The organism is Streptomyces albidochromogenes (assembly GCF_005981925.1).
GTDB lineage: Bacteria > Actinomycetota > Actinomycetes > Streptomycetales > Streptomycetaceae > Streptomyces > Streptomyces albidochromogenes.
In genome coordinates this window covers 1-23,809 of record NZ_VBVX01000028.1, presented here as the reverse complement: position 1 = coordinate 23,809, position 23,809 = coordinate 1, and the positions used below count along the sequence as shown (strand labels likewise).

15 protein-coding genes are annotated in these 23,809 nt (G+C 74.1%); 10 read left to right on the top strand and 5 right to left on the bottom strand.

Going from position 1 to position 23,809, the window contains the following annotated elements; genetic code table 11:
• Positions 1 to 27 precede the first annotated feature (27 nt).
• The 7 genes from E2E34_RS06205 (at position 28) to moeZ (ending at position 8,864) form a co-directional block, all read left to right on the top strand.
• The gene (locus E2E34_RS06205; protein WP_138900904.1) at positions 28 to 993 is read left to right on the top strand and encodes an alpha/beta hydrolase; all 966 of its coding nucleotides are present in this window, start codon (positions 28 to 30) and stop codon (positions 991 to 993) included.
• Between the two features lie 8 nt (positions 994 to 1,001).
• Positions 1,002 to 2,399: a DUF3152 domain-containing protein gene (locus tag E2E34_RS06200; protein ID WP_138900903.1), complete on the top strand. Its 1,398-nt coding sequence runs from the start codon at positions 1,002 to 1,004 to the stop codon at positions 2,397 to 2,399.
• 220 nt (positions 2,400 to 2,619) lie between these two features.
• Positions 2,620 to 4,302, top strand: coding sequence for a DUF3492 domain-containing protein (locus E2E34_RS06195; protein ID WP_138900902.1), 1,683 nt, complete (start codon positions 2,620 to 2,622; stop codon positions 4,300 to 4,302).
• A gap of 64 nt (positions 4,303 to 4,366) precedes the next feature.
• Complete coding sequence (locus E2E34_RS06190; RefSeq protein WP_138900901.1) at positions 4,367 to 5,716, top strand: hypothetical protein; 1,350 nt, start codon at positions 4,367 to 4,369, stop codon at positions 5,714 to 5,716.
• A 143-nt stretch (positions 5,717 to 5,859) separates the two neighbouring features.
• Positions 5,860 to 6,870 carry an SDR family oxidoreductase gene (locus tag E2E34_RS06185; protein WP_138900900.1) on the top strand — a complete coding sequence of 337 codons (1,011 nt, stop codon included), beginning with the start codon at positions 5,860 to 5,862 and terminating at the stop codon, positions 6,868 to 6,870.
• Complete coding sequence (locus E2E34_RS06180; protein WP_138900899.1) at positions 6,858 to 7,622, top strand: spherulation-specific family 4 protein; 765 nt, start codon at positions 6,858 to 6,860, stop codon at positions 7,620 to 7,622. Before E2E34_RS06185 ends, E2E34_RS06180 begins: the two co-directional genes overlap by 13 nt.
• Positions 7,623 to 7,685: 63 nt before the next feature.
• Positions 7,686 to 8,864, top strand: coding sequence for an adenylyltransferase/sulfurtransferase MoeZ (gene moeZ, locus E2E34_RS06175; RefSeq protein WP_138900898.1), 1,179 nt, complete (start codon positions 7,686 to 7,688; stop codon positions 8,862 to 8,864).
• A gap of 112 nt (positions 8,865 to 8,976) precedes the next feature.
• On the opposite strand, the gene E2E34_RS06170 is transcribed toward moeZ, so the two are convergent.
• From E2E34_RS06170 to E2E34_RS06150, 5 genes are all read right to left on the bottom strand, one after another.
• Positions 8,977 to 9,777 carry a ParB/RepB/Spo0J family partition protein gene (locus E2E34_RS06170; RefSeq protein WP_138900897.1) on the bottom strand — a complete coding sequence of 267 codons (801 nt, stop codon included), beginning with the start codon at positions 9,775 to 9,777 and terminating at the stop codon, positions 8,977 to 8,979.
• Positions 9,777 to 10,544, bottom strand: coding sequence for a nucleotide-binding protein (locus E2E34_RS06165; RefSeq protein WP_208765161.1), 768 nt, complete (start codon positions 10,542 to 10,544; stop codon positions 9,777 to 9,779). Before E2E34_RS06165 ends, E2E34_RS06170 begins: the two co-directional genes overlap by 1 nt.
• A 107-nt stretch (positions 10,545 to 10,651) precedes the next feature.
• On the bottom strand, positions 10,652 to 12,259 hold the full coding sequence (locus tag E2E34_RS06160) for an alpha/beta hydrolase (RefSeq protein WP_138900895.1): 1,608 nt from the start codon (positions 12,257 to 12,259) through the stop codon (positions 10,652 to 10,654).
• 171 nt (positions 12,260 to 12,430) lie between these two features.
• Positions 12,431 to 13,993, bottom strand: a complete 1,563-nt coding sequence (locus E2E34_RS06155) for an alpha/beta hydrolase (RefSeq protein ID WP_138900894.1) — start codon at positions 13,991 to 13,993, stop codon at positions 12,431 to 12,433.
• Positions 13,994 to 14,121: 128 nt separating this feature from the next.
• Positions 14,122 to 16,791: a lysylphosphatidylglycerol synthase transmembrane domain-containing protein gene (locus E2E34_RS06150; RefSeq protein WP_425573347.1), complete on the bottom strand. Its 2,670-nt coding sequence runs from the start codon at positions 16,789 to 16,791 to the stop codon at positions 14,122 to 14,124.
• A 167-nt stretch (positions 16,792 to 16,958) separates the two neighbouring features.
• Here E2E34_RS06150 and E2E34_RS06145 point away from each other — a divergent pair, with 167 nt between their 5' ends.
• The 3 genes from E2E34_RS06145 to E2E34_RS06135 form a co-directional block, all read left to right on the top strand.
• Entirely contained in the window at positions 16,959 to 17,354 is a 396-nt protein-coding gene (locus E2E34_RS06145) for an MGMT family protein (protein WP_138900916.1), read from the top strand.
• A 350-nt stretch (positions 17,355 to 17,704) separates the two neighbouring features.
• Positions 17,705 to 21,058 carry an ATP-dependent helicase gene (locus tag E2E34_RS06140; RefSeq protein WP_244315533.1) on the top strand — a complete coding sequence of 1,118 codons (3,354 nt, stop codon included), beginning with the start codon at positions 17,705 to 17,707 and terminating at the stop codon, positions 21,056 to 21,058.
• A gap of 68 nt (positions 21,059 to 21,126) precedes the next feature.
• Positions 21,127 to 23,809, top strand: a 2,683-nt coding sequence (locus tag E2E34_RS06135) for an ATP-dependent helicase (RefSeq protein WP_167518224.1), incomplete at its 3' end; no start/stop codon positions are given.

The window sequence follows — 23,809 nt, the reverse complement described above, 5'->3', positions numbered from 1 at the left end:
TGCGTGATCGTCTCGTAACATTGCCGCATGTCTTCGACCGAGCTGCCCGGTACCAGCCTCGCCGCCGCCACCGCGGTGCCGCGGGTCAGCGCCGTGCGGGTCGCCGAGGGGGAGAAGCTGCGCTCCGTCACCCTTCCGGGGCTGACGCTGAACGTGCGCTCCCGGCCCCCGGCGCGCACCGGACTGCCGCCCGCGCTCTACGTGCACGGGCTCGGCGGGTCCTCCCAGAACTGGTCGGCGCTGATGCCGCTGCTCGCCGACGCCGTGGACGGCGAGGCGGTCGACCTGCCCGGCTTCGGGGACTCCCCACCGCCCGACGACGGCAACTACTCGGTCAGCGGGCTGGCGCGCGCCTGCATCCGCCTGATCGACGCGGGCGGACGCGGACCGGTCCACCTCTTCGGCAACTCGCTGGGCGGCGCGGTCGCCACCCGCGTAGCCGCCGTCCGGCCCGACCTGGTCCGCACGCTCACGCTCGTGTCGCCCGCCCTGCCGGAACTGCGGGTGCAGCGCACGGCGGTGCCGACCGGGCTGCTCGCCCTGCCCGGCATCGCCTCGCTGTTCGCCCGGCTCAGCAAGGACTGGACCGCCGAGCAGCGCACCCGCGGTGTGATGGCGCTGTGTTACGGCGATCCCGGGGCGGTCACGCCCGAGGCGTTCGAGCACGCCGTCCAGGAAATGGAGCGGCGGCTGCAACTGCCGTACTTCTGGGACGCGATGACGCGTTCGGCGCGGGGCATCGTCGACGCGTACACCCTGGGCGGACAGCACGGTCTGTGGCGGCAGGCGGAGCGGGTGCTCGCGCCGACGCTGCTCGTGTACGGAGGACGGGACCAGCTCGTGTCGTACCGTATGGCGCGCAGGGCGGCCGCGGCGTTCCGCGATTCGCGGCTGCTGACCCTGCCCGACGCGGGGCACGTGGCGATGATGGAATACCCGGAGACGGTCGCGAACGCCGTCCGGGACCTGATCAATGACAGCGGCAGGAGCTGATCCGGCGCGTGGGACGTCATAGTCGCCGAGGCCCCGCACCCAAGGGGGCCGCCGAGAAGCCCGCCATACCGGGCCGCGGCCGGCAGGCCGCGTCAGGACCGGACGCGGCGGGGTACGACGTCGCGCCGCCCCCCGGGGCCCGCAGACCACAGGCACAGCCGCAGGCGCGGCAGCAGCAGCAGTACGGCGGCACTCCGGCTCACGGGGTGCCGCAGGTGCGCGGCGGCCACCCCGAGCAGCGGGAGGCCGGAGGCGGCTGGGGCGCCGCGCCCGGCGGCCGGTACGGCGACTGGCAGGGGGCGCCGCGCGGACCGCAGGGGCCGCCCGCCGAGCAGACGCCGGCGCAGACACAGGCTCACGCGCGGGGTCAGGCTCCGGGGCACACACCGGCGCAGGGAACCGCGCAGGCGCGCTACGCGGCGGCCGGGGCGCGGATCCCCGGACCGCGGCAGGAGTTCGTCGAGGCGTTCGACGCCCCGCCCCGGGTTCCGTCGCAGGCCGGCCCGGTCGGCCCGGCCGACGGCCGGGAGCCGGACGAGGCCACCGGCACCGGTGGTGACGGGCGCGACGGCGACGACCTTCAGGACGCCGCACCGGCCAAGGGCGGCAGGGGCCGGACCTTCACCGGGATCGCGGCGGCCGCCGTGACCACCGTCCTCGCCGTCGTCGTGGCCGGGCAGGTCGCCCAGGGCGAGCAGGAGCCCGTCGCGTCCCCGGCCGCCGGTGACCGGAGCACCCGCGAGAGCGACGCCTCGCGTTCGGAGCCCCGGCCGACGCCCTCGCGGGCAGTGGCGGACGCTCCGGCGACGTACGCGCAGCAGATGGCCCGGACGTACCCGATCGACCCGAAGCTGACCGGCAAGGGTGACTTTCAGGCCATCGGCGGGTTCGACAAGGCACCGGGCAAGGGGCAGAAGTACTCCTATCGGGTGGACGTCGAGAAGGGGCTCGGGCTTGACGGCGCGGTCTTCGCCCGCGCTGTGCAGGAGACCCTCAACGACGACCGGAGCTGGGCGCACGACGGCGCCATGACGTTCGAACGGATCTCCTCCGGGCGGCCCGACTTCGTGGTCACGCTCGCGAGTCCCGGCACCACGGGTGAGTGGTGCGCCAAGTCCGGTCTCGACACGCTGTCCGGCAACGTCTCGTGCGACTCGGCGGCCACGGAGCGCGTCATGATCAACGCGTTCCGCTGGGCGCAGGGCGCCGACACCTTCGGCAAGGACAAGATGTTCGCGTACCGGCAGATGCTCATCAACCACGAGGTCGGCCACCGGCTCGGGCACGGTCACAAGAACTGCGAGACGCCCGGCGAACTCGCGCCGATCATGCAGCAGCAGACGAAGTCGCTCGACATCGGCGGCATCGAATGCAAGCCCAACCCCTGGGTCTTCCCCGGCAGTTGAGAGGCCGCTGTGCACAGGCCGCAACCTGACGCCGCGTAACCGAAAAGCCCTCTAGCGCGACAGAACGCGACCGTGGGGCGAAAGTTACGCGCGTTCACCCCTTTTGGTGGCGCGATGGACAACCGTCCGTCGCGTCACCGCCCTGTCCGCATACGGTCGGTCCCGCTGCGAGTCGCCGGACCAACGGCGGCCGCCCACAAGGGAGATCGGGGGTGCGCTCGTGCGGATCGGACTGCTGACGGAGGGTGGCTACCCGTACGCGACGGGTGAGTCCAGGCTCTGGTGCGACCGGCTCGTGCGCGGGCTCGCGCAGCACGAATTCGACCTGTACGCCCTGAGCCGCAGCGCCCGCCAGGAGGCGCTCGGCTGGATGCCGCTGCCGCCCCAGGTGCAGCGCGTCCGGACCGCGCCGCTGTGGGCGCCCGAGGACGACGGCGCGACGTACGGCCGGCGCGAGCGGCACCGCTTCGCCGGGCACTTCCGCGAGCTGGCCGGCGCGATCTGCTCGCCGGACGACGCGGACGCCGGCGACCGGTTCGCCGCCGGTCTTTACGGCCTCGCCGAGCTGGCGGGGGAGCGCGGCGGGCTGCACGCCGCCCTGCGCTCCGAGGTCGCCGTACGCGCCCTGGAGGCCGCCTGCCGCGCGCCCGGCGCGAACAGCGCCGTCCACGCCGCCAAGGTGCCGGACTACCTGGAGTTCGTCGATCTGCTGGAGCGCGCCCTGCGGCCGCTGTCCCTCGACTGGTACGACGAGCGGAGCCTCGGCGCCGTCGACCTGTGCCACGCGGCCTCGGGCGGGTCCGCCGCCCTGCCGGGCCTGCTGGGCAAACGCTTCTTCGGCGTACCGCTGCTGGTCACCGAGTACGGCGTACAACTGCGCGCGCACTACCTCGCCGCCGGCGACGCGGCCCGCAGCGCCCCCGTCCGGGCCCTGCTCGCGTCCTTCCACGGCAAGCTCGCCGCCGAGGTGTACGACAAGGCCACCCTCGTCACGCCCGGCAACACGCACGCCAGGCGGTGGCAGGAGCGCTGCGGCGCCGACCGCGCGAAGCTGCGCACGGTCTACCCCGGCATGGAGTCGGACCGCTTCGCGGCGGTGGGGGAGGGCGCCGACGGCGGCGACCCCCGCACCCTGGTCTGGGTCGGCCGCGTCGAGCCGGCCAAGGACCTCGTCTCGCTGCTGCACGCCTTCGCCGACGTGCGCAGGGCCGAGCCGCAGGCCCGGCTGCGCGTCGTCCACAGCCGGCACGCGCAGAGCGCCGAAGCCGCCGCCTACCTCGCGCACTGCGAGGCGCTCGCCGCCCAGCTCTTCCCGGACGAGGCCGCCGACGCGCACGCCGTCGGCGACAACCCGGTCTCCTTCGAGGAGATCGGCGGCCCCGAGGTGCCCGACCTGGCCGACGCCTACGCGGCGGGCAGCGTGGTCGTGCTCTCCAGCGTCGTCGAGGGTTTTCCGGTCAGCCTGGTCGAGGCGATGTTCTGCGGCCGGGCCACGGTTTCCACGGACGTCGGCGCGGTCGTCGAAGTCATCGGCGGCACGGGCCTGGTGGTCCCGCCGCGCAACCCCCGCGCTCTGGCCGAGGCATGCGTGGCGCTGATGCGCGACCCGCAGCGGCGCGAACGACTGGGAGCGGCGGCACGCGCACGCGCCCTCGAACTCTTCACCGTCGAGCAGAATCTCGCGGCATTTCGCGGCATTTACCTGGAGCTGATCTCGCACTGCCCGGTACGCCGCGAAGTGGTGGGAGCGGACGGCGAACCCGCGCTCTTCGCCAACCCGGCGGAAGCACACGTGCCGGTCCGCTGGGCGAGCGCCGGGGAAACCGCCCCGAGCTGGGCGGAAGCCGCGGAGCCGGAGCACCGGGTGGGCGCCGGGTCGGCGCCCGGGGAGCGCGATGTCTGAGCGAAGCGGCCGGCAGGACCCGGCGAGACCCGTCACCACGACCGTCACCGCAGGAGGCCCGCCGATGAGCGCGACCCGTATGCCGGCCCTCCCCGGCAGGGGCGCGTGGGACGCACCCCGTACGCCCGTGAGCCCCGGCGCCTGGGACCACGACGCGCCGCCCCCGGCGCCCGAGCCCGCCGCTCCCGCTCGCGCCAGGGCGGCGGCGCCGCCCCGCCGGGGTCCGGCCGACCCGGTCCGGGCGCTCATGCACCGGCACCGGGAGCTGTGCGAACGCGCCGTCGACCCGCTGGAGATCGCCGCGGGGCTCGAAGCGCACGGGGTGACCGACAGGACCGCCGCGCGCTTCCGCCACCGGGACGTCTTCGCCCTCGCCGAGGAGCTGTACGCGCGCGTGCCGCGCGCCGGCGACGGCGCCGGCACGGCCCCCGCGCACGAGGCCCCCGCGTACGCCGGATGGGTCGGGTACGCGCTGCTGCCCGGCGTCGCGTGCGCCGCGACCGCCGCCGGGCTCGAACTCGCCCAGGGGCGCGCCCGGTGGGCGGTCGGCGCGAGCGGCGTACTGGTCGTCGCCGTGACCCTCGCGCTGTGCCTGCGCCGGGGGCCCCTGCGCGCCGAGGGGCGTACGGCGCCCGCCGCGCGCCTGTGGGTGTGCTGGCTGCTCGGGTACGCCGTCCTCGGCGACGGGCTGCTCACGCGGCTCCTCCCGGGCGGCCCCGACGGACCGTGGCCGGTGCGCACGGCCACGCTCGTCGCCCTGGCCGTCGCGCTCGCGCCCGCCGCCTGGTGCGCGCACCGCCTCGCCGCGCAGGCGCGGCGCAAGCTCGCCGCGAGCCGCGGCACCGAGGACTTCGGGGCGTCGGTCCGTCCGCTCGTCCTCGGTCTCACCGGCCTCTTCGTGTGCGTGCTCGGCTCCCTGCACCTCGCGGTCGGCGCGGCGGCGGGAGCCGGGGCGGCCGGCGGGGGAAGCGGCGGAGCCGTCCTGGCGGCCGGTGCGGCCCTGGGCACGCTCCTCTTCCTCGCCCGGTTGCTCACCGTCCACGGCTTCCCCCGGTCCGCCTCCGCCGGGCTCGCGGCCGCCGCCGGGGCGCAGATCGGCGCGGTGTGCGCCGTACTCGCGGCCCGTCTGCCCGGTTGCGGCACCCTCGCCCGGCCCGTCGAGCGCCTCGTCGCCGTCGGGGGAGCGGCGGCCGTCCCGGCGCTCGCCTGCGCCGTGGCCGCGCTCGCCCTGCTCGTCCACGCCACCGCGGCCCTCTCCCGCGCCTCGGCCCACGCCGACCGGGCCCGCACGGGCGCCACCGAACCCGCGCGGCGGCCGGAGGACCGGCCCGGACCGGACGGCCGCCACGGACCGGCCGGACCGCAGGGACCGGACGGCTGCCCCCGCACCGACCTGCGCCACGGACCGCACTGACCGTACCGATCCGCCCACAAACCTCCCGCGGAGCCGACGCCGCGGGCGTACACCGCAGCACTCATCCCGCCCCACTCGAAGGAGAACGTGACCATGACCCCCCAACCCCCAACTTCAGCCGGTCGGCACCGAGGGGACGCGCGATGAGGGTGCTGCTGCTGGGTGCCAACGGATATCTCGGCCGCTTCGTCGCCGACCGGCTGCTCGCCGACCCGGCCGTGCAGCTCACCGCCCTCGGGCGCGGCGACGACGCCGACGTACGCTTCGACCTCGCCACCGGGAGTCCCGGCGCGCTGACCCGGTTCCTGGACGCCGTGCACCCCGGTGTCGTCATCAACTGCGCGGGCGCCACCCGGGGCGGCGCGCGCGACCTGACCCGGCACAACACCGTCGCCGTCGCGACTGTCTGCGAGGCCCTGCGCCGCAGCGGCTGCGGCGCGCGGCTCGTACAGCTGGGATGCGCCGCCGAGTACGGGCCCTCCCAGCCGGGGTCCTCCACCGCAGAGGACGCCGTGCCCCGCCCCGGCGGCCCGTACGGCGTCAGCAAGCTCGCCGCCACCGAGCTGGTGCTCGGGTCCGGACTCGACGCCGTCGTGCTCCGGGTCTTCTCACCGGTCGGACCCGGCACCCCCGCGGGTTCGCCGCTCGGGCGGCTCGCCGAGGCGATGCGGCGCGCGATGCAGGCGGGGGACGGCGAGCTGAAGCTCAGCGGCCTCGGCGTACAGCGCGACTTCGTCGACGTGCGGGACGTGGCACGCGCCGTGCACGCCGCCTCGCTGTCCGCCGCGCAGGGCGCCATCAACATCGGCACCGGGCGCGCCGTCCGGCTGCGGGACGCCGCCGCGGTCCTGGCCCGGGTCGCCGGCTACGGCGGCGCGCTGCACGAACTGGACGCGCCTTCCGGTTACGTGCCGGGCAGCGCCGCCGCGGCGGCGCGCAACGGGGGAGTGGGCGGCGTGCTCGCCTCCGTCGGCCCCCAGCGCGGCGAGACGGCCCCGGAGCACGTGGGCGCCCCGTACCCGTACCCGGACGGCTGCGGCAGCTGGCAGCAGGCCGATGTGCGCACCGCGCGCGACCGCCTCGGCTGGCGGCCCAGGATCAACCTGGAGGAGTCGCTCGCGGACATCTGGATGGAGGCGGCATGCCGCATCTGACCACGCCCCGGCGGCAGCCGGCGGCGACCGCGGCCGACCGGATGGGCGTCGGGGTCCCCGGATACGCCCACCCGCTCGTCGCCCCGGTGGAGTGGGGTGAACTCAGCCGGCCGGGTGCGCCGTTGCACTGGGTGGCGCTCAACGTGGCCAACGGCCCGGGACAGCGCCCCGACCCCCACTGCCTGGAGGCCGCTGGCCGCCTGCGCAACGCCGGTGTCCCCGTGCTCGGGCGGCTCGACGTGGCGTACGGGGCGCGGTCCTTCGGCGAGCTCGTCTCCGACGGGCACCGGTTCCGCGACTGGTACAAGGTCGACGGCTTCTATCTGGACCGCTGTCCCACCGACCGGACGGACCTGCCGGGTGTCCGCCGCCTGACCACCATGCTGTCCGGACTGGCCGAGGGCGGCTGCCGCCTGGTCCTCGGCCACGGCACGCACCCGTACCCCGGCTATGCGGAGACGGCCGACCAGCTCGTGACGTTCTCCGGGCCGTGGACGGACTACCGCTGGTCACAGGTGGCGGAGTGGACGGCGGACTACCCGCCGGAGCGCTTCTGCCACCTGGTGCACGGACTGCCGCGCACACACTTGGAGGAGGCCGTCCGCATCGCCCGCTGGCAGGGCGCCGGAACCGTCTTCCTGACGGACCGGACCGTCGTCGGCGACCTGGACGGACAGAACGCCGCATTCGAGACACTGCCCGGCTACTGGGACGAAATCGTCTCGCGGATCGGACCGGGTGTCTCGGAATGAGAAGGGGCGTGGCAGTGTTACGCGGAGAACAACCGTACTGATTGACCGACCTACGGAGTCCCCGTGTCGCTGCCACCCCTGGTCGAGCCCGCTGCCGAGCTCACTGTTGATGAGGTTCGCAGGTACTCCCGCCACCTGATCATCCCGGATGTCGGGATGGACGGGCAGAAGCGGCTGAAGAACGCCAAGGTCCTCGCCGTGGGCGCAGGCGGCCTGGGTTCGCCCGCGCTGATGTACCTCGCCGCGGCCGGCGTCGGCACGCTCGGCATCGTGGAGTTCGACGAGGTCGACGAGTCGAACCTGCAGCGCCAGATCATTCACAGCCAGGCCGACATCGGCCGCTCGAAGGCCGAGTCCGCCCGCGACTCGGTCCTCGGGATCAACCCCTACGTGAACGTCGTCCTGCACGAAGAGCGGCTCGAAGCCGAGAACGTGATGGAGATCTTCTCCCAGTACGACCTGATCGTCGACGGCACCGACAACTTCGCGACCCGCTACCTGGTCAACGACGCGTGCGTGCTGCTCAACAAGCCGTACGTCTGGGGCTCGATCTACCGCTTCGACGGCCAGGCGTCGGTCTTCTGGTCCGAGCACGGCCCGTGCTACCGCTGCCTCTACCCCGAGCCCCCGCCGCCGGGCATGGTCCCGTCCTGCGCCGAGGGCGGCGTGCTGGGCGTGCTCTGCGCGTCCATCGGGTCGATCCAGGTCAACGAGGCCATCAAGCTCCTCGCCGGCATCGGCGAGCCGCTGGTCGGCCGGCTGATGATCTACGACGCCCTGGAGATGCAGTACCGCCAGGTCAAGGTGCGCAAGGACCCCGACTGCGCGGTCTGCGGCGAGAACCCGACCGTCACCGAGCTCATCGACTACGAGGCCTTCTGCGGCGTCGTGTCCGAGGAGGCGCAGGAGGCGGCGCTCGGCTCCACGATCACTCCCCAGCAGCTCAAGGAGTGGATCGACGCCGACGAGAAGATCGACATCATCGACGTCCGCGAGGTCAACGAGTACGAGATCGTCTCGATCCCCGGCGCGCGGCTGATCCCGAAGAACGAGTTCCTGATGGGCAGCGCCCTCCAGGACCTCCCGCAGGACCGGAAGATCGTCCTGCACTGCAAGACGGGTGTCCGCAGTGCGGAGGTCCTCGCGGTGCTGAAGTCCGCCGGCTTCGCCGACGCGGTGCACGTCGGTGGCGGCGTCATCGGCTGGGTCAACCAGATCGAGCCGGAGAAGCCGATCTACTAGGCGCCCCCGCCGGTCGGTCGCTCTCTCCCGCCCGGCTCCGCGCCCGCCTTTCGTACGCCGAAGGGGCCGCCCCGCACACCACGTGCGGGGCGGCCCCTTCGCGCGTGCGGCCTCAGCGCGCGGTGGCCAGCAGCTCCGCCACCCTGTCGAGGGCGGCGGGCGCCAGGTGGCGGCGCAGTTCCTCGACCAGCTCCTCCGGGGTGCTCCGGGTGTCGAGGGTGATTACGCCGTAATCGCGTCGCCGCCGCGCCTTGGGCACCGGTACGGGCGCGTCCTGCGCGTCGCCGGGCAGTCGCTGCTCGTCGCGCGGCAGCCGGGCGATCCGCCGGGCGTCCTCGACCGACACCCGGCCGTCGGCCAGTGCCTCCTGCAGGTCCTCCCGCAGCCGCGTCAACGACAGCCGCTGCGAGACGAACCCCTGGGTCTTTCCGATACGGGCCGCCACCTCCCGCTGCGAGTAGCCGTACGCGGTGATCAGGCCCTGGATGGCCTGCGCCTGCTCCAGCTCGGTGAGGTCGTCGCGCTGGACGTTCTCGATCAGCGCGTCCTCGTCGGTGCGCGTCGCGTCCTCCCGTACGAGCACCGGCACCTCGCGCAGCCCGGCGAGCCGGGCGGCGGCGAGCCTGCGGTGGCCGTGCAGGACGACATAGGGGGCGTCGCCGACGGCCGCCTCGTGCTGCGGGTGCGCGGCGAGGAAGGCGCCCCGGGAGACGACGCCGAGGGCCTGGAGCACACCGCGCTCACGCAGGGTCTGGGCCAGGCCGTCCAGGTCGCGCAGCTCGTGGCGCGGGTTGTCGGGATTCTCGGCGAGGTCCGTGACGGGGACGGTCAGCGGGTACGCGTCCCGCCCGGCCGACGGCGCCGGGACGTCGCCCGGCGTGAGCAGGGTGGCGAGGTCGGTGCGGCGGCCCATCAGCGCGCCACCGCCTTCCTGGCGGCGCGGGTGCGGCGCTTCGGCCCGGCCGGGGCGGGGATCACCGCGAGGCCGACCTCCAGGGCGAGCCGGAAGAAGTCCTCGCGGGCCTGGAGTGCGACGCGGTTGGCGCCGTACTGGGTGACGACCAGGCCGTCGGCTGAGGCGCGGGTGTGCAGCTTGTAGTGGCGTACGACGGTGCGCGCGAGCGGCCAGTCCTGAGCCTCGACGAACGCGCGGGTCTGGTCGAGGTCCGCCTTGCCGTCGCGGGGGTCCCAGTTGTTGATGACCACGCGGAACGGCAGCCCGCGCGGCTTCACGACGCGTTCGATGGTCCGCTGCGTGGGCTGGAAGCCCAGCGGCTCGGGCTCGATCGGCACGATCACGTCGTGCGCGCTGTCGAGGACGGCGCGCAGCGCGTCGGCGGCGGGCCCTTTCCCGAGCGGGTCGTCGCCGTCGGTCTCCGCGAGGTCGAGCCAGCCGGGGGTGTCGACGAAGACGTGCTGGGCGGACGGGATGCGGGCGAGCGCGGCGAGGCCGGGGAGGTCGTCGTGCGCCTGGACGAAGTCGAACGGCAGGCCGTCGCCGACCCGCTCCGACCACCACACGGCGGACCCCTGCGGGTCGATCGAGACCGCGACGACGGGCGGCTGCCCGCCCTTGGCCCCGGCGCCGAGCACGTCGGCGGTGACGGCGGCGAGATTGACGGCGAGCGTGGATTTGCCCACGCCGCCCTTCTGATTGAGGATCACGTGTACGTGTGCCACGACCACTCTCCCTGTTTCGCGCAAATCCGACATTCGGGATTTACGGTCACTGTGGCAGTGGTGCGCGGACGGGGGCCGCGTACACGCCGGAGCGCGGTCCGTTCGCGCTACGAGCAGGTGGTGCCGTGCGCCGGGACCCTGCCGTCGAGGAAATACGCGTCCACGGCTCGCCGTATGCAGTCGTTGCCCGTCAGGTACGCGCCGTGGCCCTCGCCCTCGTACGTGAGCTGCACGCCCACGCCGTCGCCCAGCTCCTCGACCATCCGCAACGACCCCTCGTACGGGGTGGCCGCGTCGCCCTTGCCGCCGATGACCAGCAGCGGGGGCGCGCCCGGCGCGCCGACCTCGGGGGTCACGTGCTCGCCGTCGACCGGCCACGAGGCGCACCAGCCGGCCAGGTCCCACGCCAGGTAGGGGCCGAAGACGGGGGAGACCTTCCGGAAGTCCGCGAGGTGGGTCGCCCGGACCTCGTCGCCGCTCACCCGGCCCTTGGCGTCGGCGCAGTGAATGGCGCGCTGGGCGTGCTGGTCCGTGCCGTACCGTCCCTTCGCGTCACGGTTGTTGTACGCGTCGGCGAGCCGCAGCAGGGTCCTGCCGTCGCCGTTCTCGGCCTCGCGCAGGGCGCGGGTGAGCGTCGGCCAACTGTCCTCGCCGTAGAGCTGGGACATGATGCCGGTGACGGCGAGGCTCTGCGTGAGCGGACGGCCCGCGGCGGCCGGCAGCGGCTTCCTGTCGAGCCGGTCGAGCAGGCGCACCACTCGCCCGGTGCCCGCCCCCGCGCTGGTGCCGGTGCTGCGGAAGTAGCTGTCCAGGGCGCGCTGGAAGCCCAGGGCCTGATTGCGCGAGTGGCGGACGAAGTCGGCGGACGGGTCGACGACCGCGTCCAGCGCCATGCGCCCGGCGCGGCCCGGGAAGAGGTGGGCGTACGTGGCGCCCAGCTCCGTGCCGTAGGAGAAGCCGAAGTAGTGCAGCTTCCTGTCGCCGAGGACCTGGCGGACGAGGTCCATGTCGCGGGCGGCGTTGCTCGTTTTGACGTGCGGAAGGACCTTGCCGGAGCGCTCGGCGCAGTCCGCCCCGAACGCGGCCGAGTCATCGAGGTAGGCCCGCTCCTCGGCCGGCGTGTCGGGGGTGGCGTCCAGCCGGAACGACGCCTCGGTCTGCCGGTCGTCCCGGCAGACGACGGCGGAGCTCGCGGCCACGCCGCGCGGGTCGAAGCCGACCAGGTCGTAGCGGGTGTGCAGAGTGCTGAAGCTCGGCGCGTGGCCGGGCATCGCCGCCACTCCCGAGCCGCCGGGCCCGCCGAAGTTGAACAGGAGGGAGCCGAGGCGCCGGTCGCTGTCGGTGGCCTTCGAGCGGATCAGCGCGATGCCGATCGTCGCCCCGTCCGGTGCGCGATGGTCCAAAGGCGCGGTGAGGGTGGCGCACAGCCACGCGCCGCCGGGCGCCCGGGCGCCGCTGCCGGCCCCGCGAGGTGCGGAGCACGGCTTCCAGTCGAGCCGCTGGCCGGTGAGCCGGGCGGGCAGAGCGGGCAGGCGGCCGTCGGCCTCGTCGCTGGTGGCCCGGGCGGTGGGAGCGGCCGACGCGGCGCGCGGGGGCTCAGGCGTGGCGCTGGGGCGGTCGCCGCCGGCGGAGCCGCCGCTTCCGCATCCAGTGGCCGTGCCCGCCATGAGGAGCGCGGCGGCCGTCAGGGCAGCCGTCCGTACGAGATGCGCCATCGTGGCCCCCACCGGATCCCAGGACTGGACAACAGATTCGAAAGCGGATTCGTCATCCTAGGTGGCGCCACTGACAGCGCCACTGACAGTCCAGGTCGCTCCGGCGGTCGATCCGGCTCGCACGGACCGTCCCACTCGCACGGACCGTCCGGCAAGGCCGCCCCGATCGCCCTACGGACACACCGTCCCGTCGGCCGGCACCTTGCCCCTCAGCAGGTACGCGTCCACCGTCCGCCGCACGCACGCGTCGCCGCCGTTGTACGCCCCGTGGCCCTCGCCCTTGTACGTCAGCTCGACGCCGACGCCCCTGCCGAGCTCCTCGGCCATCCTCTTCGCACCCGCGTAGGGCGTCGCCGGGTCGCCGGTGGTCCCGATGACGAGGATGGGCGCCGATCCGGGCGCACTCACATCGGGGGTCTGCGCCTGACCGTCCACCGGCCAGACGGAGCAGCCCAGCAGCCCCCAGCCCAGGAAATCGCCGAAGACGGGCGACGCCTCGCGGAACCGGGGGAGGCGCGTCCTGGTCTCCTCCAGGTCGAAACGCGCCGTGTCGTCCACGCAGTTGATGGCGGCGTTCGCAGCGCCGATGTTGCTGTACGTACCGTCGGGGTTGCGGCCGTTCAGGGAGTCGGAAAGAGTCAGCAGCAGCTCGCCGTTGCCGCCGTCCGCGTCGTTGAGGCCCTGCTCCAGGTACTGCCAGTACTCCTTGGAGTAGAGCGTCTGGATGATGCCGTTGGTGGCGTGGGTCTGGGTCAGCTCGCGGTCGCCGATGCCCTTGACGGGCTTCTTGTCGAGCCGCTTGAGCAGGTCGACGACGAAGTCCTCGATCTCCTTGACGCTGTTGCCGGGCAGCGTGCACTCGTCGCCGCGCGCGACGCAGTCCTTGGCGAAGTTGTCCAGGGCGAGCTGGAAGCCCCTGGCCTGGCCGAGCGACCCCTGTTCGGAGTTCTGGGTGGGGTCGACCACCGCGTCGAAGACCGCCCTGCCGACCTTCTTCGGGAACAAGTGGGCGTAGACGCCGCCCAGTTCGGTGCCGTACGAGATGCCGAAGTAGTGCAGCTTGTCGTCGCCGAGGGCCTGGCGCACCCGGTCCAGGTCACGGGCGGCGTTGGTGGTGCCGACGTACGGGAGGTCCTCGCCCGAGTTCTCCTCGCAGGCGTTGGCGTACGTCGCCAGGCCCTCGGTCAAGGTCCTCTCCTCGGCGGCGTCGTCCGGGGTGCTGTCCTGGGCGTAGTACTGGTCGAGCTCCTCGTCGTCCTGGCACTGGACGCCCACGCTGCGGCCGACGCCGCGCGGGTCGAAGCTGACCAGGTCGTAGCGGGACCGCAGCCGCTCGTAGTCCGCCGCCAGCGAGGGCAGGCCGGTCACGCCCGAGCCGCCGGGGCCGCCGAAGTTGAAGACGAGGGAGCCGATGCGGTTTCGCGGGTCGCGGGCCTTCGCGCGGATCAGCGCCAGCTCGATCGTGTCGCCGTCGGGCTTCGCGTAGTCGCGCGGCACGTCCATGAAGGCGCACTGCCAGGTGCCGCCGCCCGGCAGGGGCGAGGGGGAGGTGCCGCCGCCCTCCGCCGCCGACGGGGCGGGGCAGTCGGTCCACTCCAGCCGCTGGGACGCGAGCCCGGTCTCTCCGCTGGTGTCCTTGCCCTGGTCGCCGTCGTCGGAACAGCCGGCGAGGGACGCGAGGACAGCGGTGGCGGCGAGGACGGCCGTGGCGCGCAGGGCGGCGGAAGTCGGCATGCGTCCATCGTGCGACGGCGTGCGGGAGCGTGCGCCCCGGGAGCGCCATTCGGACGGCGTACGCACGCGCGCGCTCGGCGGCGTACGTACGCGCGCGCTCGGGCGGCGTACGTACGCGCGCGCTGTCCCTAGAGCTGGCCCTTGCGGGTCAGGTGGTTGAAGAACAGCCAGCCCGGCAGCACCGGCAGCCAGAACGTCAGCAGCCGGTACAGCAGCACGGCCGACGTCGCGACCCCGCCCCCGAGGCCCGCGAGCGTCAGGGCCGCGATGAGCGCGCCCTCGACCGCGCCGACACCGCCGGGCGTCGGCACGGCGGAGCCCAGGGCGTTGGCGGTCAGGAAGACGACCGCGACGGTCGCGTAGCTCAGCTGGACGTCGCTGTCGAAGGCGCGGACCGAGGCGTCCAGGCACATCACGAAGGCCGCCGTCAGCAGCAGCATTCCGCCGATGCCCGTGACCAGCTTCTGCGGCCGCTGGAGCACGTCGAGCATGCGCGGCACCACGCCCGCGAACAGCGAACGCACCCGGGTGACGATGAACCTGCGCAGGAACGGTACGGCCGTCACCACCAGCGCCAGCACCGCCGCCGTCAGCAGACCGGCGATCACCGTCCTGGACGGCGAGAGCGTGGGGGTGTGCTGGGTGCCCGTCATGTAGCCGAAGACCATCAGCAGCGAGATGTGGCTGGCGAGACCGAAGAGCTGCGACGCGCCGACACTCGCCACCGCGAGCCCGGGGCGTACCCCGGCGCGCTGGAGGAAGCGCGTGTTGAGCGCCACACCGCCGATGGCCGCGGGCGCGACCAGCTTCACGAAGGAGCCGGCCACCTGCGCCCCGACCGTGCGCCAGAACGGCACCTTCTCCGGTACGAACCCGAGCAGGCTCATCGCCGCCGCCGGATAGCTGAGCACGGAGAACAGCACCGCCACCGCGGCCCACCGCCAGTCCGCCGTCGCGATCGCGTCGCTGACGTCGTTGGCCATCAGGGTGGAGATCAGGAAGTACGCGACGAAGGCACCCGCGATGATGCTGACGAGGGTGCGCGGCCTGATGCGTTCGAGGCGGGCCGGCTCGATCAGCGCCTGGGGGCGGATGAGCAGCACCTGGTTGCGGATCTGCGACAGCAGGTCCTCCTCCCGGGCCTGCTCCAGCGCCTCCTCTATGGCGTCCTTCTCGGCCTTCTTCTCCGCCCGTACGTCCTTGCGCCCGCCGGACGGCACTGGTTCGTCGGCGGCGCGCTCGGCCTTGGCGGCGTGCGAGGCCTCGATCACCGCTTCGCGCTCCCGCTGCGACCGCTCGCGCGCCAGCCGGCGCAGCGTCGCGCGCGTGGAGCGGCTCAGCGCGATCGGCTGGAGCAGCGGCAGGCTGTCGGCGACCGCGTCGGGGCCCAGTACCTCCACGGCTGCGGCCACGGCCCGCTCCGCGCCGGCGCGCAGCCCCAGCGTGGTCAGGAGCTGGGCGACGTCCATCCGCAGGACGACGTCGCCCGCGGCGATCTCACCGCCGCGCAGGTCGGTCAGGATCACGCTGCCGGAACGATCCACCAGGATCGCGTCGCCGACCAGCCTGCGGTGGGCGATGCGGCGCGACTGGAGGGCCTTGACCTGCCGCCAGGCCCCGCGCAGCAGCTCGTCGGTGATCTCCTCGTCGGGCAGCGAGTCCAAGGAGCGGCCGCCCAGGTGCTGGTACACGAGCATCACGGCGTCCGGGCCGAGCTCGGAGGTGGCGATCAGCTTCGGCGCGTTGGCCCCGGCGGCGATGGCGGCGTACGCGAGCAGCGCCTCCTGCTCCAGGGCCTGGCGCAGCGACTGGATCGAGCGGCGCTGGGTGATGCCGCGCAGGGTGACCTGGCGCCATACGCGGTAGAAGAACCCCTGCGCCTGCTGCTCGCGGTCGACGACGGTGACGTCGAGCGGCGGCCCGTCCTCCAGGGTGACGAGATAGCGGCGGCCGCGGTCGCCCTGCTCCGCCGAGTCGGGCACATCCTCGGCGCGCATGGCCGTCACCGGGCGGAAGCCGACGTGCCGCAGGCCCGCGAGGAGCGTCTGTCCGGTGGGCCTTACGTTCGGCGACCCGACGGCGTAGAGCGTCCCGTACGCGACCGTCCAGCCGATCAGCACGGTCACGATGATCGAGAACGGTGTCGTCTGGCGGCCGACCAGGACCGCGAACGAGTTGAGCAGCAGCACCGCCCACAGCGCCACGCGCCAGCGCGGCCTGCGGGCCATGCCCACCGCCGTCATGTAGGCGATGACGGGCGCGAGGTAGCCGTGCACGGGATCGGTGAGTTCCCCGCTCGCCGTCGCCTGGGTGAGCGCTTCCCTGATCGTCGCGGGAGCGCTCTCGGACACCCACAGGTCCGTGGCGAGTGCCACGCCGTGCGCGAGTACGGCCGCGAGCACGCCGTCTGCGATCCGCAGGCCGTCGCGCTTGACGAGCCGCTCGATCGCGAAGGCGACCGGGAGGATCAGCACGGCGATGCTGGAGATCAGACCGGCCAGCTTGATGAAGACGTCCGGGGTCTGGCCCGTGCCCTTGCTGATGTCCTGCTCAAGCCCGGACGCGGTGCCGTGCGCGAAGGCCGCGATGGCGAGCACGCAGATGATGCCGAGCACGCCGGCGAGCAGTCGTACCAGGTCGGAGGGGCGGTGCACGCGGGCGGAGAGCAGCGGCTCGTCGCCGGAGACGCGGTCGATGTGGCTGCCCTCGGGCCCGCTGTCCATGGTCTCGGTGGGCCTTTCGGGAGCGTCAGGGTGCGACGGTACGCCAGGGGTGCTCGCCACCGGGGGAGGCTGCACGCCCTGCTCCTTCGTCGCTTCTTCTTGATCTCGTATCACCTGTCACCGCCCGGATGATGGTGGCATGACCGGATGACAGAGGGGGGCATCAGGGTGCATTGCGGGGGCGTGCGGTGGTTTGAGTACGCCCCATGGAGCAGCGTCGGCTGTCGGTGCCGTGGTGCAGGATGGACCGGATGAGCGACGAGCCCCAGGCCCCCGGACTCCCCGAGTACGCCGAACGCGTGCTGGAGGTCGCCGAGATGATTCCACCCGGCCGTGTGATGACGTACGGGGACGTCGCCGAGTGGCTGGAGGAGGGCGGCCCGCGCCAGGTGGGGCGGGTCATGGCGCTCTACGGCGGCGCCGCGCCCTGGTGGCGGGTGGTGCGTTCCGACGGCGTACTGCTGCCCGGGCACGAACCGCGCGCCCTCGGGCACTACCGCGCGGAGGGAACGCCGCTGCGGACGGCCTCCCGGCAGTCCGGTACCCACGTACCGCGGCTGGACATGAAGCGGGCGCGGTGGGACGGCGGAACGGTCGGCTCCGGCGGAAGTGCACAAGCTCACACGACTCACACCTGACAGCTTCCTGCATCCGGAGCCGCAACGGGTGAATCCGGTACCGGACAGGGTGCCGGGCGGGCCGCCGGAAGAGGCGCGGGGCGGGAGGGCAGGCGGACTCGCTGCGTCCCGGGCGCCGACTGGCGTAGCGTCGTCGCAGCGCGGCACACGCCCACCGTCCGTCCCGCGGGCACCGCGCCCCGCGCCAGGCGGCACCTCACCCCGTACACCCACCAGGACCGGCGATCCACGTGAGCTCCTCCCTTCCCCCGGGTACCCCGGGTACCGCAGGTGCCTCCGGTACCTCGGGTTCCGCCTGGAATCCGCCGCACCTCCAGGCGCGGCAGCGGACTCCGGGCGCGTACCGACTGGTGCGTACCCGGCCGGGCCCGGTGGACCCCCCTGTTCTGGACGCACGACAGCGCGCCGTGGTTGACCATGCCGGCGGGCCGCTGCTGGTGCTCGCCGGACCGGGCACCGGCAAGACGACGACGCTGGTGGAGGCGGTCGCCGCGCGCGTCGCCAAGGGAGCCGACCCGGAGCGCGTCCTGGTGCTCACGTTCAGCCGCAAGGCGGCGGTGGAACTGCGCGACCGGATGGCGCTTCGCCTCGGCGGCGCGTACGGGCCGCAGGCGACCACCTTCCACTCGTTCTGCTACGCCCTGGTCCGCGCGCACCAGGACAGCGACCTGTTCAGCGAGCCCCTGCGGCTGCTGTCCGGCCCCGAGCAGGACGTCGCCGTACGCGAGCTGCTCGCGGGCCACGTCGAGCTGGAGCGGGAGGGCCGGACCGCCCCCTTCCACTGGCCGGACGAACTGCGGGCGTGCCTCACGACGCGCGGCTTCGCCGACGAGGTCCGCGCGGTCCTGGCACGCAGCCGCGAGCTGGGGCTCGGCCCCGACTCCCTGGGGGCCTTCGCGGCGCGCACCGGACGGCCCGACTGGAAGGCGGCGGCGGCCTTCCTCGCCGAGTACCTCGACGTGCTCGACATGCAGGGCGTCCTCGACTACGCCGAGCTGGTCCACCGCGCGGTGCTGCTCGCCGAGCAGGCGGAGCTGACCGGCCGGCTCAGCGCCCGGTACGACGCCGTCTTCGTGGACGAGTACCAGGACACCGACCCCGCGCAGGTGCGCCTCCTGCGGGCACTGGCCGGGTCGGGCCGCACCCTGGTGGCTTTCGGCGATCCGGACCAGTCGATCTACGCGTTCCGGGGAGCGGACGTCGGCGGCATCCTCGACTTCCCCGACACGTTCCGGGGAACGGACGGAAACCCTTCCCCGGTGGAAGTGCTGACGACCTCCCGCCGCTCCGGCGCCGACCTCCTGTCGGCCACCCGTCTGCTCACCCGCAGGATGCCCCTGACCCGCCTGCCGGCCGAGAAGGTACGGGCGCACAGGGACCTCGCCCCGGTACGCGAGGGGGGCCGCACGGAGGTCTACACGTACCCGACGGCGGGCACCGAGCTCGACAACATCGCGGACATCCTGCGCCGCGCCCACCTCGAGGAGGGCGTGCCGTGGAACGAGATGGCGGTCCTGGTGCGGGCCGGCGGTCGTACGATCCCCGCCGTACGACGCGCCCTGACCTCCGCGGGCGTCCCGCTGGAGATCGACGGCGACGACCTGGCCCTGCGCCACGAGCCGGCCGTGACCCCGCTGCTGACGGCCCTGCGGGCGGTGGCCGAGGCGGCGCTCACGGCACCGGAGCACCCCACCGACGACGCGGACCCCGCGGAGCCCGGCGCCCGGCGGGCCGAGCCCGGGGCCCGCGTCGAGGCCGAGTCCGGGGCCGGTACCGAGCCCGGCTCCGGGGACGATCCCCAGACAAGCCGTGCCCCGGCCGTCACCACCTGGCTCAGTACCGAGGTCGCCGCCGAGCTGCTCGCCTCGCCGCTCGCCGGGATGGACACCGCCGACCTCCGCCGGCTCGGCCGCGCCCTGCGCGACGAGGAGCGCGCCGCCGGGAACCGGCTCCCGCCGCCCTCCGACGAACTGCTCGCGCGCGCCGTCGCCGAACCCGAGCGCCTGGCCGCACACGACCCGGCGTACGCGCGCGGCGCCCAGCGCCTCGGCGCGCTCCTGCGCAAAGCCCGCACCCTCCTGGAAGCCGGCGGCACCGCCGAAGAGGCGCTCTGGGAGCTGTGGAACGGCACCTCCTGGCCGGGACGCCTCGAACGCGCCGCCCTGCGCGGCGGCGCGGCCGGCCGCAACGCCGACCGCGACCTCGACGCCGTCTGCGCGCTCTTCGACACGGCGGCCCGCGCCGAGGAACGCTCCGGCGGCCGCGGCGCCCTCAACTTCCTGGAGGAGCTCGACGCCCAGGACATCGCCGCCGACACCCTCGGCAAGCGCGCCGCACGCCCCGACGCCGTACGCCTGATGACCGCCCACCGGTCGAAGGGGCTGGAGTGGCGCCTGGTCGTCGTGGCGGGCGTACAGGAGGGCCTGTGGCCGGACCTGCGCCGCCGGGGCTCCCTGCTCGAAGCGGACCGGATCGGCCGCGACGGCCTCGCGGAACCCCTCACTCCGGGCGCCCTCCTCGCCGAGGAACGCCGCCTCTTCTACGTCGCCGCCACCCGCGCCCGCGACCGCCTCGTCGTCACCGCCGTCAAGGCCCCCGCCGACGACGGCGACCAGCCTTCCCGCTTCCTCACCGAACTCGGCGTCGAACCGAAGGACGTCACGGGCCGGCCCCGCCGCCCGCTCGCCGTGGCGGCCCTGGTGGCCGAACTGCGCGCCACCACCGTCGACCCCGACGCGACGCCCGCCCTGCGCGACGCCGCCGCCCGCCGGCTGGCCAGGCTGGCGGCGCTCGCGGACGAGGACGGCCAGCCGCTGGTCCCCTCGGCGCACCCGTACCGCTGGTGGGGCCTGTACGACCCGACGCACAGCACCGTTCCCCTGCGCGACCGCGACCAGCCCGTCGCGCTCTCGGGAAGCGCACTGGACCAGCTCGCGAACACCTGCTCCCTCCAGTGGTTCCTGGGACGCGAAGTGAAGGCGGACGCTCCCGCGACCGCCGCCCAGGGCTTCGGCAACGTCGTGCACGTCCTGGCCGACGAGGTCGCGTCCGGCCGTACGCCCGCCGATCTCGCCGTCCTCATGGAACGCCTCGACTCCGTCTGGGACGCCCTCGCCTTCGACGCCCCCTGGAAGTCGCAGCAGGAGAAGGAGCACGCGCGCGTGGCGCTCGAACGCTTCCTCCAGTGGCACGTCATGGACCGCGGCGGCCGCACACCCGTCGCCACCGAGCACGACTTCGATGTGACGCTGGAAGCGGGCGGCGCGTACGAGGTGCGCATCCGCGGGTCCATGGACCGCGTCGAGACGGACGCCGAGGGACGCGCGTACGTCGTCGACTTCAAGACCGGCAAGGCGGCCCCCACACGCGACGAGGTGGCCCGCCACCCGCAGCTCGCGGTCTACCAGCTCGCCGTACGGGAAGGAGCCGTCGACGAGGCGTTCGCGGGAACGCGCCCCGAGCCGGGCGGAGCCGAACTCGTACAGCTGCGCCAGGCGGCCGCCAAGAAGGACGGCGGGGACGCGCTCCCCAAGATCCAGGCCCAGGAACCCCTCGCGGGGGAGTGGGTCGGCGACCTCCTCGCCACCGCCGCCGGGCGCGTACTCGACGAACGCTTCGGCCCGGCGACCGGCCAGCACTGCACGCACTGCGCGTTCCGCGCCTCGTGCAGCGCGCAGCCGGAGGGCCGCCACGTCGTCGAGTAGCGCCCAGGGCCGCGCAGCGCCCCGCTCGCGGTCCGTGGTTGTCAGTGGGGGCGGCTAGCCTCTCTGGGGTGTCAGCCCGAATCACCGACCCCGAGGAGCTCAAAGAGCTCCTCGGCATCCCGTTCACCCCGGAGCAGATGGCGTGCGTCACCGCACCGCCCGCTCCGCAGGTCATCGTGGCCGGAGCCGGTTCGGGCAAGACGACGGTCATGGCCGCGCGCGTGGTGTGGCTCGTCGGCACGGGGCAGGTCGCGCCCGAGCAGGTGCTGGGGCTCACCTTCACCAACAAGGCCGCGGGCGAACTCGCCGAGCGGGTGCGCAAGGCGCTGATCCGGGCCGGGGTGACCGACCCCGACGTCATCGACCCCGACAACCCTCCCGGCGAGCCCCGGATCTCGACGTACCACGCCTTCGCCGGGCAGCTCCTCGCCGAGCACGGCCTGCGCATCGGCCTCGAACCGACCGCCCGCCTCCTCGCCGACGCCACCCGCTACCAGCTCGCCGCGCGGGTGCTGCGGGAAGCGCCCGGACCGTACCCGGCGCTCACGAAGTCGTTTCCGGCCCTGGTCAGCGACTTGCTGGCGCTGGACGCCGAGCTGGCCGAGCACCTCGTGAAGCCGGGCCGGCTCGCCGCGTACGACGCCGAGCTGCTGGACACGCTCGCGTCCGTGAAGCTCTCCAACGCCGACCTGCGCAAGGTCCCCGAGGCCGCCGCCGCCCGTCTCGAACTGCTCGACCTCACCGCCCGCTACCGCGAGGCCAAGCGCAGCCGCGACCTCCTCGACTTCGGTGACCAGATCGCGCTCTCCGCCGAGCTCGCGCTCACCAGCGAGGAAGCCGGCCGGATCCTGCGCGACGAGTTCCGGGTGGTCCTGCTCGACGAGTACCAGGACACGTCGGTCGCCCAGCGCCTCCTCCTTTCGGGGCTCTTCGGCGGCGGCACCGGGCACGCCGTGACGGCGGTCGGCGACCCCTGCCAGGCGATCTACGGCTGGCGCGGCGCGTCCGTGGCCAACCTCGACGACTTCCCCGCGCACTTCCCGCACGCCGACGGGAGCCCCGCCGCCCGCTTCTCGCTCAGCGAGAACCGCCGCAGCGGCGGCCGCCTCCTCGACCTCGCCAACGGCCTCGCCGTCCCCCTGCGCGCCATGCACGCGGGCGTGGAGGCCCTGCGCCCGGCCCCGGGCGCGGAGCGCGACGGCATCGTCCGCTGCGCGCTGCTCCCCACCCACGCGGACGAGATCGCATGGCTGGCCGACTCCATAGCCCACCTCGTCCGTACCGGAAAGGAGCCGGGCGAGATCGCCGTCCTGTGCCGTACGGCGGGCGACTTCGCCCAGATCCAGGGCGCGCTCGTGGCCCGCGACGTACCGGTCGAGGTGGTCGGACTCTCCGGGCTGCTCCACCTCCCGGAGGTCGCGGACCTCGTCGCGGTCTGCGAGGTGCTCCAGGACCCGGGCGCCAACGCCTCACTCGTACGCCTCCTCACGGGCCCGCGCTGGCGCATCGGCCCGCGCGACCTGGCGCTGCTCGGGCGCCGGGCGCGCCTGCTCGTGCACCGGACGCCGGGCGCCGACGCGGACGCCGACCCCGACGGGAGGCTGGCGGAGGCGGTCGAGGGGGTGGACCCGGCGGAGGTCGTCTCCCTCGCGGACGCGCTCGACACGTTCCTGGAGTCCGGCGGTCCGGACGACGGCCTGCCCTTCTCCGCCGACGCCCGGGTCCGTTTCGCCCGCCTGGCGGCCGAGCTGCGCGACCTGCGGCGCTCGCTCGCGGACCCGCTCATGGACGTGCTGCACCGGGTGCTCGCCACGACAGGCCTCGAAGTCGAACTGTCCGCGTCCCCGCACGCCCTGGCCGCCCGCCGCCGCGAGACGCTGAGCAACTTCCTGGACACCGCGGCGGGGTTCGCGGCGCTCGACGGCGAGGCGAACCTGCTGGCCTTCCTCGGCTTCCTGCGGACCGCCGTCCAGTACGAGAAGGGCCTGGACAACGCCCTGCCCGGCGGCGAGAACACGGTCAAGGTCCTCACCGCCCACAAGTCCAAGGGCCTGGAGTGGGACGTCGTCGCGGTGCCGGGCCTGGTCACGGGCCACTTCCCGAGCGAGCAGTCCCGCGACGCGTGGACGTCCCAGGCGAAGGTCCTCCCGCACGCGCTGCGCGGCGACGCGAAGACGCTCCCCGACGTCGACGACTGGGACGCGAAGGGCCTCAAGTCCTTCAAGGACGCGATGAAGGCCCACCAGCACACGGAGGAGCTGCGCCTCGGGTACGTCACCTTCACGCGTCCGCGTTCGCTGCTGCTCGGCTCGGGCCACTGGTGGGGCCCGACCCAGAAGAAGCCGCGCGGCCCCTCCGGCTTCCTGCGGGCGCTGTACGACCACTGCGCGGCCGGATTCGGCGAGATCGAGGCGTGGGCGGACGAGCCGGCGGAGGGCGAGGAGAACCCGTCGCTGCGCGAGTCGGCGGCGGACCGGGCCTGGCCGCTGCCCCTGGACCCGACGTCGCTGGCCCGCCGCCGCCGGACGGCGGAGACGGTCATGGCGCACCTGCGGAGCCTGGCGTCGGCGCCGGACGACGCCCCGGAGGCAGCGGCGGAGCCCCCGGCCGACGTCGACGAGCCCGCGGAGCCGGAGTTCGAGGACGGCTTCGCGCCGGAGGACGAGGAGGAGCCGGCCGACTGGGACACGCTGCTCACCGAGCGCCCGGCGCAGGCCCCCGGCGCTCCCGCGTCGGCCCCCGCTCCCGCGC

Bases quoted from the DNA above. Each gene is read 5' to 3' on its own strand.
- E2E34_RS06205 (WP_138900904.1), top strand. From the start codon at position 28: ATGTCTTCGACCGAGCTGCCCGGTACCAGCCTCGCCGCCGCCACCGCG.
- E2E34_RS06190 (WP_138900901.1), top strand. From the start codon at position 4,367: ATGAGCGCGACCCGTATGCCGGCCCTCCCCGGCAGGGGCGCGTGGGAC.
- E2E34_RS06185 (WP_138900900.1), top strand. From the start codon at position 5,860: ATGAGGGTGCTGCTGCTGGGTGCCAACGGATATCTCGGCCGCTTCGTC.
- E2E34_RS06180 (WP_138900899.1), top strand. From the start codon at position 6,858: ATGCCGCATCTGACCACGCCCCGGCGGCAGCCGGCGGCGACCGCGGCC.
- E2E34_RS06170 (WP_138900897.1), bottom strand. From the start codon at position 9,777: ATGGGCCGCCGCACCGACCTCGCCACCCTGCTCACGCCGGGCGACGTC.
- E2E34_RS06160 (WP_138900895.1), bottom strand. From the start codon at position 12,259: ATGGCGCATCTCGTACGGACGGCTGCCCTGACGGCCGCCGCGCTCCTC.
- E2E34_RS06155 (WP_138900894.1), bottom strand. From the start codon at position 13,993: ATGCCGACTTCCGCCGCCCTGCGCGCCACGGCCGTCCTCGCCGCCACC.
- E2E34_RS06145 (WP_138900916.1), top strand. From the start codon at position 16,959: ATGGACCGGATGAGCGACGAGCCCCAGGCCCCCGGACTCCCCGAGTAC.